Origin of the sequence: Sphingopyxis sp. 22461, from assembly GCF_052044915.1 — a bacterium.
Taxonomy (GTDB): domain Bacteria; phylum Pseudomonadota; class Alphaproteobacteria; order Sphingomonadales; family Sphingomonadaceae; genus Sphingopyxis.
Window position 1 is genome coordinate 150,410 of the sequence record NZ_JBQENY010000001.1, and the last position, 24,582, is coordinate 174,991.

The 24,582-nt window shown below is 63.9% G+C and carries 26 protein-coding genes; 25 read left to right on the top strand and 1 reads right to left on the bottom strand.

The genetic code is table 11. From position 1 onward, the window contains the following. Window positions 1-15: 15 nt before the first annotated feature. The 23 genes from ACTJI5_RS00750 (at window position 16) to rsgA (ending at window position 20,128) form a co-directional block, all read left to right on the top strand. Window positions 16-390 (top strand): NADH-quinone oxidoreductase subunit A, encoded by a 375-nt coding sequence (locus tag ACTJI5_RS00750; protein ID WP_037510808.1) that lies wholly within the window; start codon window positions 16-18, stop codon window positions 388-390. Continuing rightward, a complete protein-coding gene (locus ACTJI5_RS00755; protein WP_058537972.1) occupies window positions 387-941 on the top strand; it encodes a NuoB/complex I 20 kDa subunit family protein in 555 nt (184 codons plus the stop codon). The genes ACTJI5_RS00750 and ACTJI5_RS00755 overlap by 4 nt, the downstream gene beginning before the upstream one ends. Then, the gene (locus ACTJI5_RS00760; protein ID WP_439512489.1) at window positions 941-1,843 is read left to right on the top strand and encodes an NADH-quinone oxidoreductase subunit C; all 903 of its coding nucleotides are present in this window, start codon (window positions 941-943) and stop codon (window positions 1,841-1,843) included. The genes ACTJI5_RS00755 and ACTJI5_RS00760 overlap by 1 nt, the downstream gene beginning before the upstream one ends. Further along, complete coding sequence (locus ACTJI5_RS00765; protein ID WP_058537970.1) at window positions 1,840-3,096, top strand: NADH-quinone oxidoreductase subunit D; 1,257 nt, start codon at window positions 1,840-1,842, stop codon at window positions 3,094-3,096. Before ACTJI5_RS00760 ends, ACTJI5_RS00765 begins: the two co-directional genes overlap by 4 nt. Beyond that, on the top strand, window positions 3,093-3,266 hold the full coding sequence (locus ACTJI5_RS00770; RefSeq protein WP_440859066.1) for a hypothetical protein: 174 nt from the start codon (window positions 3,093-3,095) through the stop codon (window positions 3,264-3,266). The genes ACTJI5_RS00765 and ACTJI5_RS00770 overlap by 4 nt, the downstream gene beginning before the upstream one ends. Next, complete coding sequence (locus ACTJI5_RS00775; protein ID WP_439512490.1) at window positions 3,259-3,927, top strand: complex I 24 kDa subunit family protein; 669 nt, start codon at window positions 3,259-3,261, stop codon at window positions 3,925-3,927. Before ACTJI5_RS00770 ends, ACTJI5_RS00775 begins: the two co-directional genes overlap by 8 nt. A 3-nt stretch (window positions 3,928-3,930) precedes the next feature. Further along, the gene (gene nuoF / locus ACTJI5_RS00780) at window positions 3,931-5,220 is read left to right on the top strand and encodes an NADH-quinone oxidoreductase subunit NuoF (protein WP_037510824.1); all 1,290 of its coding nucleotides are present in this window, start codon (window positions 3,931-3,933) and stop codon (window positions 5,218-5,220) included. Beyond that, on the top strand, window positions 5,217-5,516 hold the full coding sequence (locus ACTJI5_RS00785) for a hypothetical protein (protein ID WP_439512491.1): 300 nt from the start codon (window positions 5,217-5,219) through the stop codon (window positions 5,514-5,516). Before nuoF ends, ACTJI5_RS00785 begins: the two co-directional genes overlap by 4 nt. After that, the gene (locus ACTJI5_RS00790; protein WP_439512492.1) at window positions 5,513-5,860 is read left to right on the top strand and encodes a hypothetical protein; all 348 of its coding nucleotides are present in this window, start codon (window positions 5,513-5,515) and stop codon (window positions 5,858-5,860) included. The genes ACTJI5_RS00785 and ACTJI5_RS00790 overlap by 4 nt, the downstream gene beginning before the upstream one ends. Next, entirely contained in the window at window positions 5,853-7,865 is a 2,013-nt protein-coding gene (gene nuoG, locus ACTJI5_RS00795) for an NADH-quinone oxidoreductase subunit NuoG (protein ID WP_440859067.1), read from the top strand. The genes ACTJI5_RS00790 and nuoG overlap by 8 nt, the downstream gene beginning before the upstream one ends. After that, on the top strand, window positions 7,862-7,999 hold the full coding sequence (locus tag ACTJI5_RS00800) for a hypothetical protein (RefSeq protein WP_324070540.1): 138 nt from the start codon (window positions 7,862-7,864) through the stop codon (window positions 7,997-7,999). Before nuoG ends, ACTJI5_RS00800 begins: the two co-directional genes overlap by 4 nt. Beyond that, window positions 7,996-9,039 carry an NADH-quinone oxidoreductase subunit NuoH gene (gene nuoH, locus ACTJI5_RS00805; RefSeq protein ID WP_310253404.1) on the top strand — a complete coding sequence of 348 codons (1,044 nt, stop codon included), beginning with the start codon at window positions 7,996-7,998 and terminating at the stop codon, window positions 9,037-9,039. The genes ACTJI5_RS00800 and nuoH overlap by 4 nt, the downstream gene beginning before the upstream one ends. Continuing rightward, window positions 9,036-9,524: an NADH-quinone oxidoreductase subunit NuoI gene (gene nuoI, locus ACTJI5_RS00810; protein ID WP_037510831.1), complete on the top strand. Its 489-nt coding sequence runs from the start codon at window positions 9,036-9,038 to the stop codon at window positions 9,522-9,524. Before nuoH ends, nuoI begins: the two co-directional genes overlap by 4 nt. Window positions 9,525-9,536: 12 nt before the next feature. Further along, window positions 9,537-10,148 carry an NADH-quinone oxidoreductase subunit J gene (locus ACTJI5_RS00815; protein ID WP_058537964.1) on the top strand — a complete coding sequence of 204 codons (612 nt, stop codon included), beginning with the start codon at window positions 9,537-9,539 and terminating at the stop codon, window positions 10,146-10,148. Beyond that, window positions 10,145-10,450 (top strand): NADH-quinone oxidoreductase subunit NuoK, encoded by a 306-nt coding sequence (gene nuoK / locus ACTJI5_RS00820; protein ID WP_003051614.1) that lies wholly within the window; start codon window positions 10,145-10,147, stop codon window positions 10,448-10,450. The genes ACTJI5_RS00815 and nuoK overlap by 4 nt, the downstream gene beginning before the upstream one ends. A gap of 4 nt (window positions 10,451-10,454) precedes the next feature. Next, the gene (nuoL, locus tag ACTJI5_RS00825) at window positions 10,455-12,503 is read left to right on the top strand and encodes an NADH-quinone oxidoreductase subunit L (protein ID WP_440859068.1); all 2,049 of its coding nucleotides are present in this window, start codon (window positions 10,455-10,457) and stop codon (window positions 12,501-12,503) included. Further along, on the top strand, window positions 12,500-14,053 hold the full coding sequence (locus tag ACTJI5_RS00830) for an NADH-quinone oxidoreductase subunit M (protein ID WP_440859069.1): 1,554 nt from the start codon (window positions 12,500-12,502) through the stop codon (window positions 14,051-14,053). The genes nuoL and ACTJI5_RS00830 overlap by 4 nt, the downstream gene beginning before the upstream one ends. Then, on the top strand, window positions 14,050-15,483 hold the full coding sequence (nuoN, locus tag ACTJI5_RS00835; RefSeq protein ID WP_058537961.1) for an NADH-quinone oxidoreductase subunit NuoN: 1,434 nt from the start codon (window positions 14,050-14,052) through the stop codon (window positions 15,481-15,483). The genes ACTJI5_RS00830 and nuoN overlap by 4 nt, the downstream gene beginning before the upstream one ends. Further along, the gene (locus ACTJI5_RS00840; RefSeq protein WP_440859070.1) at window positions 15,405-16,205 is read left to right on the top strand and encodes a biotin--[acetyl-CoA-carboxylase] ligase; all 801 of its coding nucleotides are present in this window, start codon (window positions 15,405-15,407) and stop codon (window positions 16,203-16,205) included. The genes nuoN and ACTJI5_RS00840 overlap by 79 nt, the downstream gene beginning before the upstream one ends. 1 nt (window position 16,206) lies before the next feature. Beyond that, on the top strand, window positions 16,207-16,992 hold the full coding sequence (locus ACTJI5_RS00845; RefSeq protein ID WP_440859071.1) for a type III pantothenate kinase: 786 nt from the start codon (window positions 16,207-16,209) through the stop codon (window positions 16,990-16,992). Further along, entirely contained in the window at window positions 16,989-18,623 is a 1,635-nt protein-coding gene (locus ACTJI5_RS00850) for a ribonuclease J (protein ID WP_310253421.1), read from the top strand. The genes ACTJI5_RS00845 and ACTJI5_RS00850 overlap by 4 nt, the downstream gene beginning before the upstream one ends. Window positions 18,624-18,637: 14 nt before the next feature. Beyond that, on the top strand, window positions 18,638-18,898 hold the full coding sequence (locus ACTJI5_RS00855; RefSeq protein WP_058537958.1) for a DUF1467 family protein: 261 nt from the start codon (window positions 18,638-18,640) through the stop codon (window positions 18,896-18,898). 231 nt (window positions 18,899-19,129) lie between these two features. Next, the gene (gene rsgA, locus ACTJI5_RS00860) at window positions 19,130-20,128 is read left to right on the top strand and encodes a ribosome small subunit-dependent GTPase A (protein WP_440859072.1); all 999 of its coding nucleotides are present in this window, start codon (window positions 19,130-19,132) and stop codon (window positions 20,126-20,128) included. 134 nt (window positions 20,129-20,262) lie between these two features. Here the strand turns inward: rsgA and ACTJI5_RS00865 are convergent, their stop codons facing one another. Then, window positions 20,263-22,542 carry a hypothetical protein gene (locus ACTJI5_RS00865; RefSeq protein WP_440859073.1) on the bottom strand — a complete coding sequence of 760 codons (2,280 nt, stop codon included), beginning with the start codon at window positions 22,540-22,542 and terminating at the stop codon, window positions 20,263-20,265. A 149-nt stretch (window positions 22,543-22,691) separates the two neighbouring features. Here ACTJI5_RS00865 and ACTJI5_RS00870 point away from each other — a divergent pair, with 149 nt between their 5' ends. Together ACTJI5_RS00870 and ACTJI5_RS00875 are read left to right on the top strand one after the other, a co-directional pair. Then, complete coding sequence (locus ACTJI5_RS00870; RefSeq protein WP_058537956.1) at window positions 22,692-22,988, top strand: hypothetical protein; 297 nt, start codon at window positions 22,692-22,694, stop codon at window positions 22,986-22,988. A 203-nt stretch (window positions 22,989-23,191) separates the two neighbouring features. Continuing rightward, the gene (locus tag ACTJI5_RS00875; RefSeq protein ID WP_058537955.1) at window positions 23,192-24,517 is read left to right on the top strand and encodes a hypothetical protein; all 1,326 of its coding nucleotides are present in this window, start codon (window positions 23,192-23,194) and stop codon (window positions 24,515-24,517) included. Window positions 24,518-24,582: the final 65 nt, after the last annotated feature.

Sequence of the window (24,582 nt, forward strand, 5' to 3'; positions counted from 1 at the left end):
GAACTGCGAGCTCCCATGGTCGATCTGACGCAATATTTGCCGATCCTGATCTTTCTGGTCGTCGCCGTCGGCCTGTCCTCCGCCTTCGTGTTTCTTCCGATGGGCGTCGCGCGGCTGACCGGGGCGCACAAGCCCGATCCGGCGAAGCTGACCGAATATGAATGCGGTTTCCCCGCTTTTGAAGACGCGCGCAGCCAGTTCGACGTGCGTTTCTACCTCGTCGCCATTCTTTTCATCATCTTCGACCTCGAAGCCGCCTTCCTCTTTCCCTGGGCAGTGAGCCTTGAGGAAATCGGCTGGGCCGGTTGGGCCACGATGATGATTTTCCTCGCCGAACTGACGCTCGGCCTTGTGTATGCGTGGAAGAAAGGGGCGTTGGACTGGGAATGAGCAGCTCGATCATCCTGCCGCCCGGCCAGATGCCGGTTGCCCCGGGGACGAACCCCGACATGGCGTTCTTTGACGACCTCAACAGCGAAGTCGGCGACAAGGGCTTTCTCGTCACCTCGACCGAGGATCTGTTCAACTGGGCGCGCACCGGCTCGCTCTGGTGGATGACCTTTGGCCTTGCATGCTGCGCGGTCGAGATGATCCACGTCAACATGCCGCGCTATGACATGGAGCGTTTCGGTGCCGCGCCGCGCGCATCGCCGCGCCAGTCGGACGTGATGATCGTCGCGGGCACGCTCTGCAACAAGATGGCCCCGGCGCTCCGCCGCGTCTACGACCAGATGTCGAACCCGAAGTACGTGATCTCGATGGGCAGCTGCGCCAACGGCGGCGGCTATTATCACTATAGTTATTCGGTGGTGCGCGGCTGCGACCGCATCGTGCCCGTGGACATCTATGTCCCCGGCTGCCCGCCGACTGCTGAAGCCCTGCTTTACGGCGTGATGCAGTTGCAGCGGAAGATTCGCCGCACCGGGACGATCGAACGCTGATGACCCATGCCGCACCCCTCGTCGCCCGCCGCGCCCATATCGACGCGGAACTGAAGGCGCTGCTCGGCAAAGACCTGCTCATGCATGTCCATGCCGCCGATGAAGACAGCATCACCGTCGATCGCGAAGCGATCGCGGGCGTGATGATCGCGCTGCGCGACAAGATGGAATATCAGCAGCTGATGGAAATCGCCGGGGTGGACTATCCCGACCGGCCTGAGCGGTTCGAGGTCGTCTATCACCTGCTCAGCGTGACCAAGAATCATCGCCTGCGCGTCCGCGTCTGCACCGACGAAGCGACGCCGGTGCCGAGCATCGTGCCCGTCTGGCCGGTTGCCGGCTGGCTCGAACGCGAAGTGTTCGACATGTACGGCGTGCTGTTCGCGGGCAATCCGGACCTCCGCCGCATCCTGACCGACTATGGTTTCCAGGGGCACCCGCAGCGCAAGGATTTTCCGCTGACCGGCTATACCGAGCTGCGGTACAGCGAAGAGGACAAGCGCGTCGTCTACGAGCCGGTGAAGCTCGCGCAGGATTTCCGCAATTTCGACTTCCTCAGCCCATGGGAAGGCGCCGACTATGTGCTGCCCGGCGATGAAAAGGCCGGCGGCACCGGCGAAGCGCCGGGCAAGGGCGCGCCGACGCCGCTGACCGCGGCCGAGGTCAAGAAGGCCGACGACCAGGCGAAGGCGCCGCCGCCGCCGACTCCGAAGACCACCGAAAAGCCCGAGCAGACCGGGGCAGGGGCGAAGGCCAACATCAAGGCCGCAAAGACGAGCCGCGATGGCGCGAGCGCGAAGCCTTCGACCAAGGCCGCGAAAACGCCGGCGACCGCGAAGGCCGAAAAGGCCCCGCCGAAGCCGCGCGCACCGCGCAAGCCTAAAACTGGAGGCGACGCATGACCGACTCTCCGAACGTCCATCATTATGGTGGCGACCTGTTCGAAGGCTATCCGGTCGACACCGCCAATACGGTGGGCGATCAGGCCGTCACCAACTACACGATCAACTTCGGTCCGCAGCACCCCGCGGCGCACGGCGTTTTGCGCCTCGTGCTCGAGCTCGACGGTGAGATCATCGAGCGCGTCGATCCGCACGTCGGGCTGCTCCACCGCGGCACCGAAAAGCTGATCGAGTATAAGACCTATCTGCAGGCTTTGCCCTATTTCGACCGGCTCGACTATTGCTCGCCGCTCGGGATGGAGCACAGCTATGTCCTCGCGATCGAGAAGCTGCTCGATCTCGAAGTTCCGGCGCGCGCGCAATATCTGCGTACGCTGTTCGCCGAGCTGACGCGCATCTGCAATCACATGCTCAACATCGGGTCGCACGTCATGGACGTCGGCGCGATGACCCCGAATCTCTGGGTGTTCGAGCTGCGCGAGGATTGCCTCAACTTCTTCGAGCGCGCGAGCGGCGCACGCATGCACAGCGCCTATTTTCGTCCGGGCGGCGTCCATCAGGATGTCCCTGAACGACTGCTCTACGACATCGGCGAATGGTGCGAAAAACGCCTGCCGAAACTGTTCGGCGACGCGATGAGCCTCGTCATCGACAACCGCATCTTCAAGCAGCGGAACGTCGACATCGCGACGGTGTCGAAGGAAGACGCGCTGGCGTGGGGCTTCTCGGGCCCGATGATCCGCGGCAGCGGCATCGCGTGGGATCTGCGCAAGTCGCAGCCCTATGACGCCTATGCGTCGATGGAATTCGACATTCCCGTCGGCACCCGCGGCGACTGCTACGACCGCTTCATGGTCCGTGTGCAGGAAGTCTATCAGTCGGCGCGCATCATCCTGCAGTGCCTGCGCGACATGCCCACCGGCCCGATCGCCAGCCTCGACCGCAAGGTCGTCCCGCCGAAGCGCGGCGAGATGAAGCAGTCGATGGAATCGCTGATCCACCACTTCAAGCTCTATACCGAGGGTTTCCACGTCCCCGCGGGCGAGGTCTATGTGGCGACCGAAAGCCCGAAGGGCGAGTTCGGCGTCTATCTGGTCAGCGACGGCAGCAACAAGCCGTATCGCTGCAAGATCCGCCCGACGGCGTTTTCGCATCTTCAGGCGATGGACATGATGTCGAAAGGCCATATGCTCGCCGATACCACCGCAATTATCGGCGCGATCGACGTCGTGTTCGGGGAGTGCGACCGGTGAGCGGGCGGGCATTGGGTATATCCCTGATCGCGTGCGCGGCTCTTGCTGGCTTGCTGGTATGGGGAACACCCGAGTTCGGATTTTCTCATTGGTTTCGTTTCACGATGGTGCTGAACGCCGCCGTGATTGTTTTCTACTGGTTCAAGAATCGGAAGCGCGCCCATGGCTGACGCACCCCAAATTCCCGACGAAGCTGAAACCCGCGCGCGCTGGGGCGCTTTTGCGTGGACGGCCGAAAATGCCGAAACGGCGAAGGCGGTTATCGCACGCTATCCCGCGGGGCGCCAGCGTTCGGCGGTGATGCCGCTGCTTGATCTCGCGCAGCGCCAGGTCGGCGCCGAGACGCAGACGCAGGGGTGGCTGCCCGTGCCGGTGATCGAATATGTCGCGGCACATCTCGATATGCCGTTCATCCGCGCCTACGAGGTCGCGACCTTCTACACGATGTACAATCTCGTCCCCGTGGGCCGCTATCATGTGCAGGTCTGCGGCACGACGCCGTGCCTGCTGCGCGGGTCGGACGATGTAATGGCCGCGTGCAAGAACCGCGGCATGGTGAAGGGCAAGACCACCCCCGACGGCCTGTTCACGCTGACCGAGGTCGAGTGCATGGGCACCTGCACCAACGCGCCGATGGTCCAGATCAACGATGATAATTACGAAGACCTCGATTACGACAGCACCGTCCGCATCCTCGATGCGCTCGCTGCGGGCGAACAGCCGAAGGCGGGGACACAGCTTGCGAACCGCCACACGAGCGAGCCCGACGGCGGCCCGACGACGCTGAAGGAAATGGTCAAGGCCAATCATGACTATCGGAAGGAATGGTAAGCCATGCTCGCCGATAAGGATCGCATTTTCACCAATCTTTACGGGTTCCAGCCGTGGAACCTCAAATCCGCGCAGGCGCGCGGCGATTGGGACAATACCAAGGATCTGATGAAGCGCGGCCAGGACGCGATCATCGAGGAGATCAAGGCGTCGGGCCTGCGCGGCCGCGGCGGCGCGGGCTTCCCGACCGGGCTTAAATGGTCGTTCATGCCGAAGGAGCCGCGCGCCGACCGCCCGAGCTTCCTCGTCATCAACGCCGACGAATCCGAGCCGGGATCGTGCAAGGACCGCGAAATCATCCGCCACGATCCGCACAAGCTGATCGAAGGCGCGCTGATCGCGGGCTTCGCGATGCGCGCCCGCGCGGCCTATATCTACATCCGCGGCGAATTCATCCGCGAGGCCGAGACGCTTTTCGCCGCGGTGCAGGAGGCGTATGACGCCGGCCTGCTCGGCAAGAACGCCGCGAAGTCGGGCTATGATTTCGACGTCTTCGTCCACCGCGGCGCCGGCGCGTACATCTGCGGCGAAGAAACCGCGATGATCGAAAGCCTCGAAGGCAAGAAGGGCCAGCCGCGCCTGAAGCCGCCGTTCCCGGCGGGTGCAGGCCTCTATGGCTGCCCGACGACGGTAAACAATGTCGAGAGCATCGCGGTCGTCCCGACGATCCTGCGCCGCGGCGCGCCGTGGTTCGCAAGCTTCGGGCGCGAGAATAACAAGGGCACCAAGCTCTTCCAGATCTCGGGCCATGTCGAGCGCCCGTGCGTCGTCGAGGAAGAGATGGGCATCACCTTCCGCGAATTGATCGACAAGCATTGCGGCGGCATTCGCGGCGGCTGGGACAATCTGCTCGCGGTGATCCCGGGCGGCTCGTCGGTCCCGCTCGTCCCCGCGGCCGAAATCATGGACGCGCCGATGGACTTCGACGGGCTGAAAGCCGTCGGATCGGGCCTCGGCACCGCGGCTGCGATCGTGATGGACAAGTCGACCGACGTCGTCCAGGCGATCAGCCGGATCAGCTATTTCTACAAGCATGAAAGCTGCGGCCAGTGCACGCCGTGCCGCGAAGGCACCGGCTGGATGTGGCGCGTGATGGAGCGCCTGCGCACCGGCGACGCCGACATCAGCGAGATCGACACGTTGTTCGACGTGACCAAGCAGGTCGAAGGCCACACCATCTGCGCGCTCGGCGACGCCGCGGCCTGGCCGATCCAGGGCCTGATCAAGCATTTCCGCCCCGAAATCGAACGCCGCATCCGCGAGAATGGCGGCGCGCTGGAGGCAGCGGAATGACGATGCCGACGAGCAAACTCGCAACGCTATTCTATGCGCTCGCGGCGGCGCATCTGCTGTTTATCGCCTATGGCATGTTCCAGTTCAACGGCTCGGCCGAGAATAGCGATGGGCAGTTCTATTATGGGCAGTACCGATTTCCCGATGTATTTTTCATGCTGGTGAATCCGGCTTTCTGCTTGTTGGGCGGTTTTCTTGCCCAGATGGTTGAGGATGCACGCAGCCTCTTGGCCGATCAGCTGGCGCGGCAGGAATTCGAAGCGAGTGCAAACGCGCCGGAGTGGACCGGATCATGAGCAAGGCCACCGTTTTCGGAATGCTCGCGATTATCGCTGCTGTCATTTTGGCGGCGTCGGCACTCGTGCTTTATCAGTTCCATTATTGGCAGCTTCTGGAAATGCAGGCGGGGGGTGTTGAACATCTCGGCTTGCAGATTTCGGTGTTCGAGCAGCCTTCGATTGAGATGGCCATTCGAGCCGCTTCGTTCCGGGTCTTTCCACTGACCATCCCCGCAATATTGAAACTTGCGACGTTGGTTGCGGGCGTCGGATTGATCGTTTCGACGCAGCGCCATCTGGCAGCGATGAAGACCCTTATCAAAACTTCGGCACATAAATCAAAGGGGCATGCTGGTGCCTAAAGTAACCGTAGATGGCGTAGAACTTGACGTCCCACAGGGCGCGACCGTCTTGCAGGCGTGTGAGCTGGCGGGGAAGGAAATCCCGCGCTTTTGCTACCACGAACGCCTGTCGATCGCTGGCAATTGCCGCATGTGCCTCGTCGAAGTGTCGCCGGGTCCGCCGAAGCCGCAGGCGTCGTGCGCGCTGCCGACCGCCGAGGGGCAGGTGATCAAGACCGACAGCCCGATGGTGAAGAAGGCACGCGAAGGGGTGATGGAGTTCCTGCTCATCAACCACCCGCTCGACTGCCCGATCTGCGACCAGGGCGGCGAGTGCGATCTGCAGGACCAGTCGGTCGCCTATGGTCGCGGCGCGACGCGCTATGACGAGAACAAGCGCGCGGTCACCGAGAAATATATGGGCCCCATCGTCAAGACGGTGATGACCCGCTGCATCCAGTGCACGCGCTGCGTCCGCTTCGCGGAGGAGGTCGCGGGCGTCGAAGATATCGGCGCGATCTATCGCGGCGAGAATATGCAGATCACGAGTTACCTCGAGCGCGCGGTTGCGAGCGAGCTCAGCGGCAATGTCGTCGACCTGTGCCCCGTCGGCGCGCTGACCAGCAAGCCTTACGCCTTCGAAGCGCGCCCGTGGGAGCTTTCGAAGACGCTCGGCATCGACATGATGGACGCCGTCGGCACCAACGTGCGCATCGACGCGCGCGGCCGTCAGGTCCTGCGCGTGCTGCCGCGCGTCAACGATGATGTGAACGAGGAATGGGCGAGCGACAAGACGCGCCACCATGTCGACGGCCTGACGCGCCGCCGCCTCGATCAGCCCTATGTTCGCGTGAACGGCGCGCTTCAGCCCGCCAGCTGGGCCGAAGCCTTTGCGGCCATCGCGGCGGTCAATGCCGGCTCGTCGGTCGCCGCGATTGCAGGCGACCTTGCCGATTGCGAGACGATGTTCGCGGCGAAATCGCTGGTGAACGCGCTCGGGGGCACCCTGCTCGAAGGGCGCCAGACAGGGCTCGACTATGACGTCACCAGCCTGTCGGCGGTCAATTTTAACACCGGCATCGCCGAGGCCGAGAATGCCGACGTGATCCTGCTCGTCGGCACGAACCTTCGCTGGGAAGCGCCGCTGATCAACACGCGCATCCGCAAGGCGGTGTGGAAGAAGGGCGCGAAGGTTTTCGCGATCGGTCCCGAAACCGACCTGACCTACAAGGCACAGTGGCTGGGCGATGATGCGTCGCTCGTTGCGAAGCTGCCCGCGGCGGTGCTCGACGCGCTGAAGGGCGCCGAGCGGCCGATGCTGATTTTCGGCGGCGGCGCTTTGTCGGTTCCCGGGGTTCACGGTGCGGGCCTCGCGCTCGCCAAGTCGGTGAACGCGATCAAGGATGGCTGGAACGGCTATAACGTCGTGCATTTCTCGGCCGCGCGCATGGGTTCGCTGATGCTCGGCTACGGCCTGCCCGGCGGGATCAAGGATGTGGTCGCGGCAAAGCCGAAGCTCGCCTTCTTCCTCGGCGCCGACGAGGTCGATTTCGCGGCGCTTCCCGATACGTTCAAGGTCTATGTCGGCCATCATGGCGACAAGGGCGCGCATGCCGCCGATGTCATCCTGCCCGCCGCCGCGTGGACCGAAAAGGACTTCACCACGGTCAACACCGAGGGTCGCGTCCAGCGCAGCGAGAAGGCGGTGTTCGCACCGGGCGACGCGCGCGAGGACTGGAGCATTTTTCGTGCTTTGGCCGATGCGCTCGGCGTCTCGCTCGGTTTCGACAGCTTTGCCCAGTGCCGCGCGGCGATGATCGCCGCGGTGCCGGCGCTCGGTGTCGAGGGTCTCGCCGACTATGGCTGGGCGGTTCCCAAGCTGCCCGCGAAGCCCGAGGCGCGGGCGATCCCGTCGCCGATCAAGGATTTCTACCTCACCAACGCCATCTGCCGCGCGTCGCCGACGATGCAGCGCTGCTCGGAAGAGCTGATCCATGGCGCAGACTTTGCGGAGGCCGCGGAATGACCCCGGTGCATGCGATTGCCAGCGTGTTGCTGGTCGGGATGGGCTATTCGGTCTGGCGCGGGTTCAATCCGCGCAAGTCGGAAAAGCCCGGCCCGCATAACGGCTGGCGCAACCAGGACGGGACCCGGAAATGACCGAGACCTTCATCTCCTGGGGCATGGACCCGAATTGGGCGTGGGGCGTCGCGACGATCGCGGGCATCCTGCTCATCGCCCTCCCGCTGATGCTCGCGGTTGCGATGATCATTTACGCCGACCGCAAGATCTGGGCGGCGATCGCGCTGCGCCGCGGTCCGAACGTCGTCGGTCCCTTCGGCCTGCTGCAAAGCTTCGCCGATGGCCTGAAAGTGTTCCTGCAGGAAACGATCGTCCCGAGCGGCGCCAATAGGGGCCTGTTCCTGATCGCGCCGATCATCACCTTCACGGTGGCGCTGCTCGCCTGGGCGGTCATCCCGTTCAATTCGGGCGCGGTGCTCGCCGACATCAACGTCGGATTGCTCTACATCCTCGCGATCTCGTCGCTTGGCGTCTACGGCGTGATCCTGTCGGGCTGGGCGTCGAACTCGAAATATCCCTTCTTTTCGGCGATGCGCGCCTCGGCGCAGATGATCTCCTATGAAGTGTCGATCGGGTTCATCCTGATCGGCGTCGTGCTTTTCGCCGACAGCTTCAACATGAACGAGATCGTGAAAGCGCAGCAGGGCCATGGGCTTGGCATCGTCAATGCCTTCGGCTTCAACCTGCTGCTCTTCCCGCTCGCGGTGATGTTCCTCATCTCGTCGCTCGCCGAAACCGCGCGCGCGCCGTTCGACCTGACCGAAGCCGAAAGCGAACTCGTCGCCGGTTACCAGACCGAATATTCGTCGATGAGCTTCGCGCTCTTCTGGCTCGGCGAGTACGCCAACGTCCTGTTGATGTGCACGCTGAACGCGGTGCTCTTCTGGGGCGGCTGGCTGCCCCCGATCGACTGGGCGCCGCTTTATGCCGTCCCCGGCATCATCTGGCTGTTCGCGAAGATCCTGTTCTTCTTCTTCGTCTTCAGCTGGGTCAAGGCGACCGTCCCGCGCTACCGCTATGACCAGCTGATGCGGCTGGGTTGGAAAATCTTCCTGCCGATCTCGCTTCTCTGGATCTTCCTGATTTCCGGCTATCTGATGCTGACGAGGTATTCATGAGTACCATTGCCCACCTCATCAAAAGCTTCACGCTGTGGGAGTTTGTGAAGGCGCACGCCCTCACGCTGAAATATTTCTTCAAGCCGAAGGCGACGATCAACTATCCGTTCGAGAAGAACCCGCTGTCGCCCCGTTTTCGCGGCGAGCATGCGTTGCGCCGTTATCCGAACGGTGAGGAACGCTGCATCGCGTGCAAGCTGTGCGAAGCGGTGTGCCCGGCGCAGGCGATCACGATCGAGGCCGAGCCACGCGAAGACGGTTCGCGCCGCACGACGCGCTACGACATCGACATGACCAAGTGCATCTATTGCGGCTTCTGTCAGGAAGCCTGCCCGGTCGATGCGGTGGTCGAGGGGCCGAACTTCGAATTCGCGACCGAAACGCGCGAAGAACTGCTCTATGACAAGGCCAAGCTGCTCGCCAACGGCGACAAATGGGAACGCGCGATCGCGGCGAATCTTGCCGCCGACGCGCCCTATCGATAAGGGCGCGCGCACATGATCCAACTCTTCGCCTTTTACCTGTTCGCGACGATCGTCATTGCGTCGGCCGCGATGGTCATTTTCGCACGCAATCCGGTCCACAGCGTCATGTGGCTGATCCTCGCCTTCTTCAACGCGGCGGGTCTGATGCTGCTCGCGGGCGCCGAATTCATCGCGATGCTGCTTGTCATCGTCTATGTCGGCGCGGTCGCAGTGCTGTTCCTCTTCGTCGTGATGATGCTCGACATCGATTTCGCCGAGCTGCGCGCCGGATTCGTGCGCTATCTGCCACTGGGCGCGCTTGTCGCGATCATCCTTGCTGCTGAGTTGATCTTCGCGGTCGGCGCATGGAGTGCGGGCGGGGTCGACCTCGCGGCGCGCGCTGCGCCGGTCGTCAGCGACAAGAGCAATATCCAGCAGATCGGTGAACTGCTCTACACGCGCTACATCTTCCTGTTCGAGGCGGCGGGCATCGTCCTCCTCGTCGCGATGATCGGCGCGATCGTGCTGACGCATCGCAAGCGCGGCGGCGTGCGCACCCAGAATATCTCGAAGCAGAACCAGCGCCGTCCGCAGGATGCGACGCGGCTGGTCGATCCGGGCGTCGGGCAGGGGATGGAACTGTGATTTCGGTCGGCCATTATCTCGCCGTTTCGGCGGTGCTCTTCACGCTCGGCGTGCTCGGCATCTTCATCAACCGCAAGAATATCATCGTCATCCTGATGGCGATCGAGCTCATCCTGCTCGCTGTGAACATCAACCTTGTCGCATTCAGCGCGGCGCTCGGCGATCTCGTCGGGCAGGTCTTCTCGATGTTCGTGCTGACCGTCGCTGCGGGTGAAGCCGCGATCGGTCTTGCCATTCTCGTTATTTACTTCCGCGGCCGCGGCACCATTGCCGTCGACGATGCCAACCGGATGAAGGGGTAAACCGGTGATCCAGGCGATCGTTTTCCTGCCGCTGCTCGCGGCACTTATCGCAGGTCTCGGCCAGCGCGTGATCGGCAATGTGCCGTCGAAAATCCTGACCACGGGCGCGTTGTTCATCAGCTGCGCCTTGAGCTGGCCGATCTTCCTGTCGTTCGTGACGGGCAGCGGCGAAGCGGGCGTGACGCCGGTGCTGCACTGGGTTTCGTCCGGCGCGCTTCAGTTCAATTGGGAACTTCGCGTCGACACGCTGACCGCGGTGATGCTCGTCGTGATCACGACGGTGTCGGCGCTCGTCCACCTCTATAGCTGGGGCTATATGGAGGAAGACCCGGACCAGCCGCGGTTCTTTGCCTATCTCTCGTTGTTCACCTTCGCGATGCTGATGCTCGTGACCGCGAACAATCTGGTCCAGATGTTCTTCGGCTGGGAAGGGGTCGGTCTCGCATCCTATCTGCTCATCGGTTTCTGGTACAAGAAGCCGAGCGCCAATGCCGCGGCGATCAAGGCGTTCGTCGTCAATCGCGTCGGCGACCTTGGCTTCATGCTCGGCATCTTCGGCACCTTCCTTGTGTTCGGCACCGTCTCGATCCCCGAGATCCTCGCCGCAGCGCCGGGCATGGCGGGTTCGACGATCAGCTTCCTGGGGATGCGTCTCGACACGATGACGATCCTCTGCCTGCTGCTGTTCATCGGCGCGATGGGCAAGTCGGCGCAGCTCGGCCTCCACACCTGGCTTCCCGACGCGATGGAGGGTCCGACCCCGGTGTCGGCGCTGATCCACGCCGCGACGATGGTCACCGCGGGCGTTTTCATGGTCTGCCGCCTGTCGCCGATGTTCGAAACCTCGGACGTCGCGCAGGGCGTCGTGATGTTCGTCGGCGCCGCGACCTGCTTCTTCGCCGCGACCGTCGCGACGACGCAGTGGGACATCAAGCGCGTCATCGCCTATTCGACCTGTTCGCAGCTCGGCTACATGTTCTTTGCCGCGGGCGCGGGTGCCTATGGCGCGGCGATGTTCCACCTGTTCACGCACGCCTTCTTCAAGGCTTTGCTGTTCCTCGGTGCCGGTTCGGTCATCCATGCGATGCACCATGAACAGGACATGCGTTACTATGGCGCACTGCGGAAACAGATCCCGATCACCTATTGGGCGATGATGCTCGGCACGCTGGCGATCACCGGCGTCGGTATCGCCGGGGTTGCGGGTTTTGCCGGCTTCTATTCGAAGGACGGCATCCTCGAGGCCGCTTATGCGAGCGGCGGCGGCGGTGTCATCGCCTTCTGGGTCGGCGTCTTCGTCGCGTTCCTCACCAGCTTCTATTCGTGGCGCCTCGTCTTCCTGACCTTCTATGGCAAGGCGCGCTGGGAACAGAGCGAGCATATCCAGCACGCGGTTCATGGCGAGCATGAGGATCCCTCCGAAGAACATTCGGCCGACGATCATGGGCACGCGCACCATCATGAAGCGCACGGCGACGGCACCGCAGGCTATCACCCGCACGAAAGCCCGCTTTCGATGCTCATCCCGCTGGTCGTGCTGTCGATCGGCGCGGTGTTCGCGGGCATGGCGTTCCACCACCAGTTCATCTACCCCGAAGAGGGCTTGGCGTTCTGGAAGGGCAGCCTCGCGTTCGACGCCGAGCTGATGCACCATGCGCATGAAGTGCCGACCTGGGTGAAGTGGACGCCGTTCACGGTGATGGCGATCGGCCTGTTCCTCGCGTGGAACAGCTATATCCGCAACACCAGCCTGCCGGCGCGCTTCGTGGCGCAGTTCAAGCTGCTCCACCAGTTCCTGTACAACAAATGGTATTTCGACGAGCTCTACAACATCCTCTTCGTGAAGCCCGCCTTCGCGATCGGACGCTTCTTCTGGAAGCGCGGGGATGAAGGCACCATCGACCGCTTCGGTCCCGATGGCGCCGCAGCGCTCGTCGCTGGGGGGACCCGTCTCGCGGTCCGGCTGCAATCGGGTTATGTTTATGGATATGCGTTTGTGATGCTGCTCGGTCTTGTCGGCCTCGCCAGCTGGGCCATGGTGAATTTCCTGTGAGCGGCTTTCCGATCCTTTCGCTGATGCTGGCGGTCCCCGCGGTCGCCGCCATCCTTTGCCTGTTCGTCGGCGACAAGATGTCGCGCTTCGTCGCGCTGGGCGCGACGCTGGCGACCTTCGTTCTCGGTTGCGTGATGTGGGCGCAGTTCGATATCGGCGGCGCGCAGTGGCAGTTTACCGAGCGCGCCGACCTGTTCGGCCGTTTCCAATATGCGCTCGGTATCGACGGCATGGCGCTGATGCTCATCATGCTCAGCGTCTTCCTGATGCCGCTCTGCATCCTCGCCAGCTGGGACGCGATCAAGCAGCGCGTCGGCCTCTACATGGCGATGTTCCTGATCATGGAAACGATCATGATCGGCGTGTTCTGCGCGCAGGATCTGCTGCTCTTTTACATTTTCTTCGAAGCCGGCCTGATCCCGATGTATTTCATCATCGGCATCTGGGGCGGCGCGAACCGCATCTATGCGGCGTTCAAATTCTTCCTCTACACGCTGCTCGGATCGGTGCTGATGCTGATCGCGATCATCGCGATGATCCACGAAGCGGGCACGACCGACATCCCGACGCTCTTGAATTATGACTTCCCGGTTCAGATGCAGACGTGGCTGTGGCTGGCCTTCTTCGCCAGCCTCGCGGTCAAGATGCCGATGTGGCCCGTCCACACCTGGCTTCCCGACGCGCACGTCCAGGCGCCGACCGCGGGCTCGATGATCCTGGCGGGCGTGCTGCTGAAGCTCGGCGCCTATGGCTTCATCCGCTTCATGATGCCGATGTTCCCCGACGCGTCGGGGCAGCTGATGTGGATCGTCTTTGCGCTGTCGATGATCGCGGTGGTCTACACCAGCCTCGTCGCGCTGGCGCAGAGCGACATGAAGAAGCTGATCGCTTACTCGTCGGTGGCGCATATGGCGATCGTCACCGCGGGCCTCTTCGCCTTCAACCAGCAGGGCATCGAAGGCGCGCTGATCATCATGCTCAGCCATGGTGTCGTCTCGGCGGCGCTCTTCTTCTGCGTCGGCGTGATCTATGACCGGCTGCACACGCGCGAGATCGACCGTTACGGCGGCCTCGCGGTGAACATGCCGGCCTATGCGCTGTTCTTCATGCTGTTCACCATGGCGTCGATCGGCCTGCCGGGCACCAGCGGCTTCGTCGGCGAATTCCTGAGCCTCGCCGGCATTTATGAAGCGTCGAGCTGGGTCGCCTTCGTCTGCACCACCGGGATCATCCTCGGTGCCGCGTACATGCTCTATCTCTACCGCCGCGTCGTGTTCGGCGAACTGACCAAGGACGATGTGAAGGCGATGCCCGACCTGACCGCACGCGAATGGACGATCATGGCGCCGCTGGCGGCCGTGGCGCTGTGGATGGGCGTCTATCCCGAAAGCTTCCTCGCGCCGATGCGCGGCGACGTGACGACCGTCGTCGCGCGCCTTGCTCCGGCGAAGCCCGCGGGCGACGCGCATCTCGCCGCCGGCAAGCCGAAGCCCGCCAAGGCGCATGGTGACACCGCCCACGGATCGAGCCACGCAGGAGGCGTCCAATGACCGCCGACCTGATGCTCATCTGGCCCGAACTGATCCTGACGATCGGCGGGCTCATCACGCTGATGCTCGGCACCTTCTTCGGTGACCGCAACGTCGGCCTCTACCAGCTGAGCTCGCTGCTGACGCTCGCTGCGGCCGCGGCCGCGGTCGTTGCGCTGTTCGGCGTCGATGCGACGGTCTTCTCGGGCACGCTGTCGGTCGACAGCTTCGGCGGCTTCGCCAAGCTTCTGATCTACGCCGCGAGCTTCGTGTGCATCGTCATCGCGCCGCGTTTCTTCAACGGCGGCATGCGCGCCGAATATCCGACGCTCATCCTGTTCGCGGCGCTCGGCATGGGCATCATGGCCTCGTCGCGCGACCTGATGACGCTGTATGTCGGGCTCGAACTCAACAGCCTCGCGGCCTATGTGCTCGCCAGCTTCATGCGCACCGACGAGCGGTCGACCGAAGCCGGTCTCAAATATTTCGTCCTCGGCGCGCTCGCGTCGGGCATGCTGCTCTATGGCATTTCGCTGCTCTATGGCTTCACTGGGACGACCGATTTCGCCGGGATCGCGAAGGTGCTGGGCGGCGAGCTCAACATCGGGCTGATCTTCGGCATCGTGTTTGTGCTTGCGGGTCTTGGCTTCAAGATCAGCGCCGTGCCGTTCCACATGTGGACCCCCGACGTCTATGAAGGCGCACCGACCCCGGTGACGACCTTCTTCGCCACCGCGCCGAAAGTGGCGGCGATGGCGTTGATGACGCGTGTCGTGATCGATGCGATGGGCCCCGCGGTCGGCGCGTGGCAGCAGATCATCATCTTCCTGTCGCTCGCCTCGATCATCCTCGGCGCGGTCGGTGCGATCGGGCAGAAGAATATCAAGCGCCTGCTTGCCTATTCGTCGATCAACAATGTCGGCTTCATGCTCGTCGGTCTTGCTGCCGGAACGCAGCAGGGGGTCGAGGGTGTGCTGACCTATCTGCTCGTCTATATGCTAACCACGCTCGGCGCCTTCCTCGTCGTGCTCCAGCTGCGCGATGCCGACGGCAATCATGTCGAGAGCATCCCGGCGCTCGCCGGCCTGTCACAGCGCCGTCCGGGTCTTGCCGCGGCGATGGCGGTGTTCCTGTTCAGCCTCGCCGGCATCCCGCCGCTCTTCGGTTTCTGGCCGAAGTATCTGGTGTTCGAGGCCGCGGTGAACGCGAACCTCGTGCCGCTGGCGGTTGCGGGTATCGTCGCCTCGGTGATCGGTGCTTTCTATTATATCGCGATCATCAAGACGATGTACTTCGACGACAAGTCGGACACCGAATTCCCCGCGGGCGGCGGCGCGATCGTCGAGGATGCGGTGATCACCGCGAGCGCCCTGTGGCTCTCGGTCATCGGCTATCTCTTCATTCCCGTGCTGGCGGTCCTTTCGGCCAGCGCCGCCGCGGTGCTGTTCTGATACCGCCGATAGAGCGGATCCAGCAGACTGGCTCAACCAACGCCGACCTGCTGGCGCGGCTGGCAGGCGGCGAGCATGTCGGTGAAGGCCATTGGCTCGTTGCCGATCGCCAGACCGCCGGGCGCGGGCGCCTCGGGCGTGGCTGGAACGACGGGCAGGGCAATTTCATGGGCTCGACCATCGTCCACCTGACGATAGGCGATCCGTCGGCGGCGACGCTCGCGCTCGTCGCCGGAGTGGCGCTCGCCAAGACCGTTACCGCGCTGGCGCCCGGCGTCGACGCGCAGCTCAAATGGCCGAACGACCTGCTGATCGATGGCGCCAAATGCGCGGGCATATTGATGGAACGCACGGGCAATTCGGTGGTGATCGGTATCGGCGTCAATCTGACCGCCGCGCCCGAACTGCCCGACCGTCCGACCGCGACGCTGGCGGCCAAGGGCGTCGAACTCGACCGCGATCATTTCGCCAATGCGCTCGGTATCGCAATGATCGACGCGCTCTGGACGTGGCGACAGGAAGGTGTGGCAAGCATCGTTCGCGCCTGGCTACCGCAGGCGCATCCGGTCGACACGCCGCTCCGCGTCTCCGAACAGGGGATCGACGGTTTCTTCGACGGCCTTGCCGACGATGGCGCGCTGCGCTTGCGCCGCGAGGGCGGCGAGACCATGCTGGTCCATGCGGGCGACGTCGAACTACGCCGGCCCGTGGAGGGGAATTGAGATGCTGCTCGCGATCGATGTCGGCAACACCAACGCCAAATTCGCACTGTTCCGCGGCACCGAGCTGCTCGCGCGCTGGCGCATCGCGACCGACGACCGGCGCACGGCTGACGAATATATGGTGTGGCTCGATCAGCTGATGCGGATCGAGGGGCACGACCGCGCCGACGTCGAAGCGGTCATCATCTCGACCGTCGTGCCGCGCGCGCTCCACAATCTCCAGCTGCTCGCGCATAAATATTTCGGTGTCGATGCGTTGGTCGCGGGCCGCGAGCCCGTGACCTGGGGGATCGCGCTCAAGGTCGACGAGCCGCAGTCGGTCGGCGCCGACCGCGCGGTCAACGCGATCTCGGCGCAGGCGGTCGAGCCCGGCAAGGACAAGCTCGTCATCAGCTTCGGCACCGCGACGACGCTCGACCATATCGGCCCCGACGGCGCCTATCTGGGCGGGATCATCGCGCCGGGCGTCAATCTCTCGCTCGAGGCGCTCGTCGCGGCGGCGGCGAAACTGCCGCGCATCGCGATCGAAGCACCGGCAACGAGCAGCGTTATCGGGCGCACTACCGAAAGCCAGATGCTGATCGGCGTCTATTGGGGCTATGTCTCGATGATGGAAGGGCTGATCGCGCGCATGAAGACCGAAATCGGCAAACCGCTCACCGTCATCGCGACGGGCGGCCTGGCGACACTTTTTCAGGAACAGGCGCACCTGTTCGATCGTATCGAGCCCGACCTGACGCTGAACGGGCTGATGCACCTCTATCATCAATGGAAGCCAACAATATGACGACTCCGGGCAAGGAGCTGCTTTTTCTCGCATTGGGCGGATCGGGCGAGATCGGCATGAACGCCAATCTCTATGGCTGCGACGGCAAATGGATCATGCTCGACCTCGGCGTGACCTTCGGCAGCCACGATTATCCGGGCATCGACATCGTGATGCCCGACCTCGAATTCATCGAGGACCGCAAGAAGGATCTGCTCGGCATCGTGCTGACGCACGGGCACGAGGATCATATCGGGGCGCTGCCCTATCTCGCCGCTGACCTTGGCGTGCCGCTCTATGCCAACCGCTTCACTGCGGGGCTGATCGCGCACAAGCTCGCCGAAGAGGGGCTGGAGAAAGCGGTCACGCTCAAGACCGTCGACATCGACGATAATTTTCAGCTCGGGCCGTTCGGCATCCGGCTGATCCCGCTCGCGCACTCGATCCTCGAAATGAGCGCGGTGGTGATCGACACGCCTTATGGCCGCGTCTTCCATACCGGCGACTGGAAACTCGACGAGGAACCGATCCTCGGGGTTCCTGCCACCGCCGCCGCACTGACCGCGGTCGGCGACGAGGGCATCGACGTTCTCGTCTGCGATTCGACCAATGCCTTCAACCCCGAGGCATCGGGCAGCGAAGGCGGCCTGCGGGCTGGGCTGGAGCAGGCGGTCGGCGCGGCAAAGGGCCGCGTGGTCGTCACCACCTTCGCATCGAACGCTGCGCGTCTGGCGACGCTGGGCGCGGTCGCGAAGGCGACGGGACGCACCTTGTGCGTCGCGGGCCGCTCGCTCGACCGCATTCTCGGCGTCGCGCGCTCGGTCGGTTACCTCAAGGACTTCCCGCCGACGGTCGATTTCGACGAAGCGATGCGCCTCCCGCGCGACAAGGTGATGGTGATCGCCACCGGAGGCCAGGGCGAACCGCGCGCGGCGCTTGCGCGCATGGCGGCCGACATTCACCAGATCAAGCTCGAGGCGGGCGATACCGTGGTCTTCTCGTCGAAGCAGATCCCCGGCAACGAGGTCGCGATCGGTCGTATCATGAACCAGCTCGCCGCCAAGGACATCCTCACCGTCACCGAAAAACAGGCGCATATCCATGTCAGCGGCCACCCGGGGCAGCCCGAACTCGCCGCGCTCTACGGCTGGCTGCGGCCCAAGCTCGTCCTGCCGGTGCATGGCGAAATCCGTCATATGCACGAACAGGCACGCTTCGCGCTCGAACGCGGCGTTCCCGATGCGTTGGTGCAGGAAAATGGCGATCTGGTACGACTGGCGCCCGGTCCGGCGAAGATCGTCGAACGCGTTCATGCAGGACGTCTGATCCTCGACGGCGACGTGATCCTGCCCGCCGACGGCGAGACGATCAACGAACGGCGCAAACTATCGCTCCACGGCCATATCACCGTCGCGGCGATCTTCTCCGCAAAGCGTTTCGTCGAAAGCGCGATCAGCTATCGCGGCGTGCCCGTCGAGGACGAGCGCGAAGCCTTTATCGACGAGATGCGCGAAGCCGCCGAACAGGCCGCCACCGGCCCGGCGCGCGACGAGGAAAAGCTCCGCGAGGCGATCCGCCTCGGCGTGCGCCGCGTCGCGACCGACTGGACGGGCAAAAAGCCCGTCGTCGACGTGATGCTCGTCACCATCTGAACGGACCCACGACGATGAAATGGACCTCGGCGCTCGCCATCTACCTGCTGTTCTGGGCGTTCAGCGCCTTCTTCGTGCTGCCCTTCCACGGCCGCCGCGCAAGCGATGACGCGACGCCGCTGGTGCGCGGGCAGGAACCGGGCGCGCCAGCGGCCTTCCGCCCCGGACGCATCCTGCTCCAGATGACGATCGCCGCGACGGTCGCCTTCGTCCTTTATTACGTCGCCTATGTGAACGGCTGGGCCGACCCCGACGTGCTCAGCGGGCGGACCTAAATAGCGGCAGCCCGATTGCCGATCCGACATGCCTGCTTTGGGACGAAAGTCGGACAATGGGTGCCCCGCTAATATTCGCGACAAGCTGGCCACCAGAGGAATGCGGCCGTATACCGCGCCCAGAGGTTGCCCTGCCGATGCAGGTGCCCACATTTCAGTGCGCGCTTTTGGACCGTAACCGATGCCCAGAACCCGCGTATTGGGTTTAACGAAAGACGCGTGTGCGGCTGTATGAAATCGCCCGATAAGATTTTAGAAATTCTAGGCTGGAAGGCCCATTTCCGCGAACAGGTCGCTAGCGAGGAAGCCCGGCAATGCCATCCCGTCCGGGTGATGGCCGTCCACCGCGGCAAGATCGACGTTGCGGGCGCCGGATTTCAGCGCCTCATCTCGCCCTATATTCCAGGCGCGGGGCCGTCGGACGATCATCCGACAGTCGGGGACTGGCTGCTTATCGACCGCGACACGCTTGAGCCCGTACGCGTCCTGCAGCGAATGAACCTGTTCAAACGGCGCGCGCCGGGCGATCCCCGCAAAGAGCAGATGATCGCCGCCAACGTGGACACGCTGTTCATTGTCGCCTCGTGCAACCAGGATTTCAGTGTCGCCCGGCTGGAGCGCTATTTGGTGCTGGCACGCGAGGTCGGGGTGAATCCCGTCGTGGTTCTCACCAAGACCGACCTGGCGGACGACCCGGAGGCTTTTGCGGCGGCCGCACGCGCGATCGAACCGGGATTGCGCGTCGAATCGGTCAACGGCCGCGACCCTGCCAGCGTCGCTCGCCTCGCTGCATGGTGCGGTAAGGGCGAAACCGTTGCGCTTCTTGGATCCTCGGGCGTCGGAAAATCGACGCTCGTAAACACGTTGCGAGGATCGGATAGCATCGCCACCCAAGCGATCCGCGCAGGCGACGGTACGGGTCGCCACACCACCACCGTGCGCGAAATGCATCGACTCGACGGAGGGGGCTGGCTGCTCGACACGCCCGGTATGCGCGAACTGCAACTGTCCGATGCGGCCACCGGAATATCGGAAGTTTTCGACGATTTCATCATTGTGGCGCAGCATTGCCGCTTTTCCGACTGTGCGCATGGCGTCGAGCCAGGCTGTGCCGTCCGGGCAGCGATTGCCGAGGGAAAATTGACGTCTGCGCGCTTCGATCGCTGGCGCAAACTGGCGGCCGAGGACAACATCAACCCTCCACATTTCAAGAAGCGCGCGCCGAACTGACAGATTCGCGAGGAATTCGACAACTGTCTGCTGACGGGAAGAATTCCGGAATCGTCGTCAACGCATTCGCGCAACTTCAGAATGTCCGCGTCCGGACGAAAGCCGCTACGCCGATCCGTTTATTCCAGCGCCGCTCAGTTCCGCAGGCGGTCGATCGCCTGCGCGAGCGCGACATAGAGCTTGCCGATATCCGACGAGAGCAGGGTCACGCTGATCGCCGACCCGTCGCGCGCGCCGATGAGCACGCGCAGCATCGCTTCGAAATCGTGGATGAACTGGTTCACTGCGGCGTGGAAGCCATCGTCGGCCTGATAGATGCGCAGGATTTCCTTGGCCTCGCTATTGTCGATCAGCTTGACCGCACGCCGCGCGAACACGCCGCGGTCGCCCTTCAGATACGCATCCCATGCGATGTCGCTGACTTCGCTCGACAATATCTTGGTGACGTCGATCGCGGTCGATTTCAGCGATTCGGTCAGCAAGCCGACCTGTTTCGCGAGCGAGTCGCGGTCTGACGCGGCGATCGCCTGTTCGGCTTCGCTCACGCGCTGTTCGACGCTCGCGCTGGTGTCCATGATCGTGATCAGCTGGCGCATCAAGCGGTCGGCGGCGCCGTTGGCGGCGGCGACGGCGCGCGCCGAGGCTTCCTCGATCGCGCTGAGTTGCGCCATGATCTCGTTCTTGAACGCGGCGTCGATCGCATCGGTCGCGGTCGCCTGCATCGTCTCGCGCGCGCTCGTCACCAGTTTCTCGAGCGTCAGTCGCGCTTCGTCGGCCGCCGAATCGGCGGTGGCGCGAACTTCGCCCAGCGTCGCGATCATGCGCGCGCCGCCCTGTTCTGCGAATTCGTCGGCACCTTCGCGCAGCTTGGCGAGCGCCGTCTCGGCGTCGGCGAGCGAGCCGTTGATGCGGTCGACAAGCGCCTGCTGGCTGGTCGCATGACCCGCCATCTGTTCCTCGTTCGCCTTCAGCGTCGCCTGGACGGCGTTGACGTGCGACGCCGTCGATTGCGCGACGAGTTCCGACGCATCGAGGATCGGGCGGAGCTGCGACAGCGCCGTCTGCGTCGTCTTGCCGTGCGAGGTGATACGGTCGAGTGCGTGCGGCAGCGTTTCGTCGAGTTCGCGCGTCACGGCATCGAGCGCGAGGAGCAGCGATTCGGCATGGGTGATAAGCTGATGCGCCGAGGCGTTGCCGCTCTGCACTTCCTGCATGAAGGCGCCGAGCTGCGCTTTGGTATCGTCGATCGAGCGGCCGATGACCCCCGTGCTGGCGCTGACGCTGACATCAAGAATTTCGAGCTGCTTGCCGACTTCGGCGACATGCGCGGTGATGCGCGAGGCGAGCGCGTCGCTGGCGTCGGCGTGCGCCGCGAGCTGCGCGCCCATCGCATTTCCGGCATCGCGAGCGAGGCCGAGTTTCGCATCCATCAGCGCGCCGGCGTCGTCGACGCCTTCGCGGAACTGCCGCCAGCTTTGATCCATCTGGCCCGTCATCGCGGCGACGGTCGAGGTCATGTCATCGCGTGCGGTGGCCGCTACCTTTGTCATTTGCGCAAGCACGGCGCCTTGTTCGTTGGCAACCTGCGCCGACGCGGCGAGCAGTTCCGCTTCGGTTTCCTTCGTCTGTTCCTGCAGCGCGACGATCGCCTCGAGCATGGTCGCAGTCGTTTCGGTTCCGGTCTGCGCCGCCTTGGCCGCTTCCTCGCCAAGCGCCGCGAGCCGGGCTTCGAGATTGGCGCCCTGCTGGTGCGCGACGAGACCGGCTTCGCGGAAATTGACCGCGAGCCGCTGCGCGACGTCGTCGATCCGGGGCAGGCCGGCGAGCAGCCCATCCATCCGCTGCAGCGCGACATCGCCCGAGCGCGCGAGCTGGTCGTGCGCATTGGCGATAACCGAGGCGTTGCTGGCGAGCTTGTCGCTGCTTTCACCCAGCCGCAATACGGTGTCGAGGCCGAGCTGCTGGACGATCTTCGCCTGCTCGCCGAGCTGCTTCTGCGCATCGGCCAGATGCAAGCCGAGCGAATGCATCGACTGGTTCAGCGCCATATTCTCTTCGCGAAGCGCGGCCGCGACCCGGGCGAAACGCGCCTGTTCGGACCGGCCCGATCGGAGCAAGGCCATCCACAGCACCGCAAGCAACGTCAGCGGCATCGCGATCGTAGCGACCAGTGTGGGCCAGACGGAGAGGGCCGGGCTGCGTGCAAAGCCGCCTGTTGCGACGAAAAGCGCGAACCCCGTCCAGCCGACCGCCAGAAGGATAAGCAGTGCCGGGGCACCGCGTTCGCGCCAGGCCGGCGCAGCGCGTGGCGCTTCGTCGATATCCCCGGCGTCATCGAGCGAGGACATGTCGAGCCAATTCCGTTCGGTGGGCGCCTCGGTTTCGGGCGCGAGCGCGGGTTCGGGCGCCGCCACTTCTGCCGGTTCCGCGCTGTCCGCTTCCTGGTTTGTCGCGGAATTCCGCCACAATCCAACGATTTTCTTTTCCCCCGTCATCCTGCCATCTTAGCATCAAATGGCCGCCATGAAACGGAAACTTAACTACAAGCTGCCAATCCTGTGGAATGTCTTTCGACAGCGGCCCCCTCGACCGATATCTCAGCGCGGCGTTCGGCGACGATCCGGCGATGGCGATGGATCTGCGCACCGCCTTCACCGGCAGCGCGCGCGACCTGTCCGACCTGATGCGCCGATCGCGCTGCGATGCGAACTGGGAAATGGCGGCAACCCGCCTGAAAGGGCTCGCCGCGACCTTTGGCATCATCCCGCTGATCCAACTCGCCGAAGCGGCGATCGAGGGCGCGCCGGGTGACCCCGCCGTGCTGCGCCGGATCAACCTGGCAATCGACGCGATCGCCTGACCGCCCGCCCTGACGCTGTGCGGCCCGGACCGGCAGACCGGGTTCAATTTCGGTTCAGCCGCTTTTCTCCATTGAAATATCGATACCGCCTGTCTTGCCTTGGCAACGCGACGGGTTTAGCCGCGTTTACGACGCGCGGCCGAACCTGTGTGCGCCAAAGCGCATGCCTGGGCGAAGGCGGCCGAGTAAAAGGAGAGATTTCGATGTTTAACCGTTTCCGCTCGATGCCCGCAACGGCGATGGCCGCCGTGCTGGGCTGCGCGCTGATGGCGACTGCGACCCCGGCTACCGCTCAGAAGAAAGAGAAGCCGAAGAAGGAAGAAGAGGCGAAGGGCAAGGGCCTGTCGGCAAGCAAGGGGTTCGGCCCCGCGCTCAAGAAAATGACCGACGCGACCACCGCAAAGGACGCCGCGGCGTTGCAGGCGGCGCTGACCGAAGGGCAGGGGACCGCCACCGCGCCCGACGATAAATATCTCCTCGGCTTCTACCAGCTCCAGCTCGGCATCCTGAACAAGGACCAGGCGGTTCAGGGACAGGCGCTCGATGCGATGCTCGATTCGGGTCTGACCCCGCCGGAAAATCTCGCGGTCTACAGCTTCTTCTCGGGCAATTTCGCTTATGCGGCGAAGGACTATCCGAAGGCGATCAAGCGGCTCGAAGCCGCGCGAGCCGCTGGTTCGACCGAAGCCAATGTGCCCATTCTGTTGATGGACAGCTACCTCAGCTCGGGTCAGGTCGATCAGGGCATCACGATCGCCAAGGCCGCGATCGAGGCAAGCCGCGCCGCGGGTCAGCGTCCGTCGGACGAACTGTATGTCCGGCCGATCAAGGCTTTGCAGGCGGCAAAGCGCAACGACGAGATGCTAGGCCTGATGACCTTGCGCCTGCGCGATTATAGTCAGCCGCAAGTCTGGCGTCAGACCTTGTTTTCGGTGCTGCAGGCCGGGCCGGCTGCCGGGACGCCGAAGGAACAGGAATCCGTTACGCTCGACGTCATGCGCCTGATGCGCGCGGCGGGCGCGATGACCGAACGCCTCGAATATGACGAGTATAGCGCGCTTGCGGCCAGCGACGGCCTGCCGGGCGAAGCCGTCGCCGTTATCCAGGAAGGCGAGCAGAAGAAGGTTTTCCCGGGCACCGACGCGAAGCTGGCGGCCCGGCGCGATGACCAGAAGGCGCGCGCCGGCAACGAGGCATCGACCATCGTGGCCTATTCCAAGCAGCCTTCGACGCTGACCAACCCCAAGACGGCGGGTGCCACCGCCGACGCGCTGGTCGGCTATGGTCATTATGCCGATGCGATTCCGCTCTATCAGGCGGCGGCAAAGGGCGCAGCGGACAAGGACATGTGGACGTATCGCCTCGGCGTTGCCCAGGCACTTTCGGGCGACAAGGCGGCCGCCAAGGCCAGCTTCGGCCAGGTGGCCGGCCCCCGCAAGCGGTTGGCCGACCTTTGGGTGGTCAAGCTGGATGCGCCCGCGGCGGCTCCCGCTGCGGCGGCTACCCCGGCGGCTCCCGCGACGAACTGATCGCGCGCTCCGCACAAAAGAAAAAGGGCGCCGTCCGGTCAGGATGGCGCCCTTTTCTTATGGCC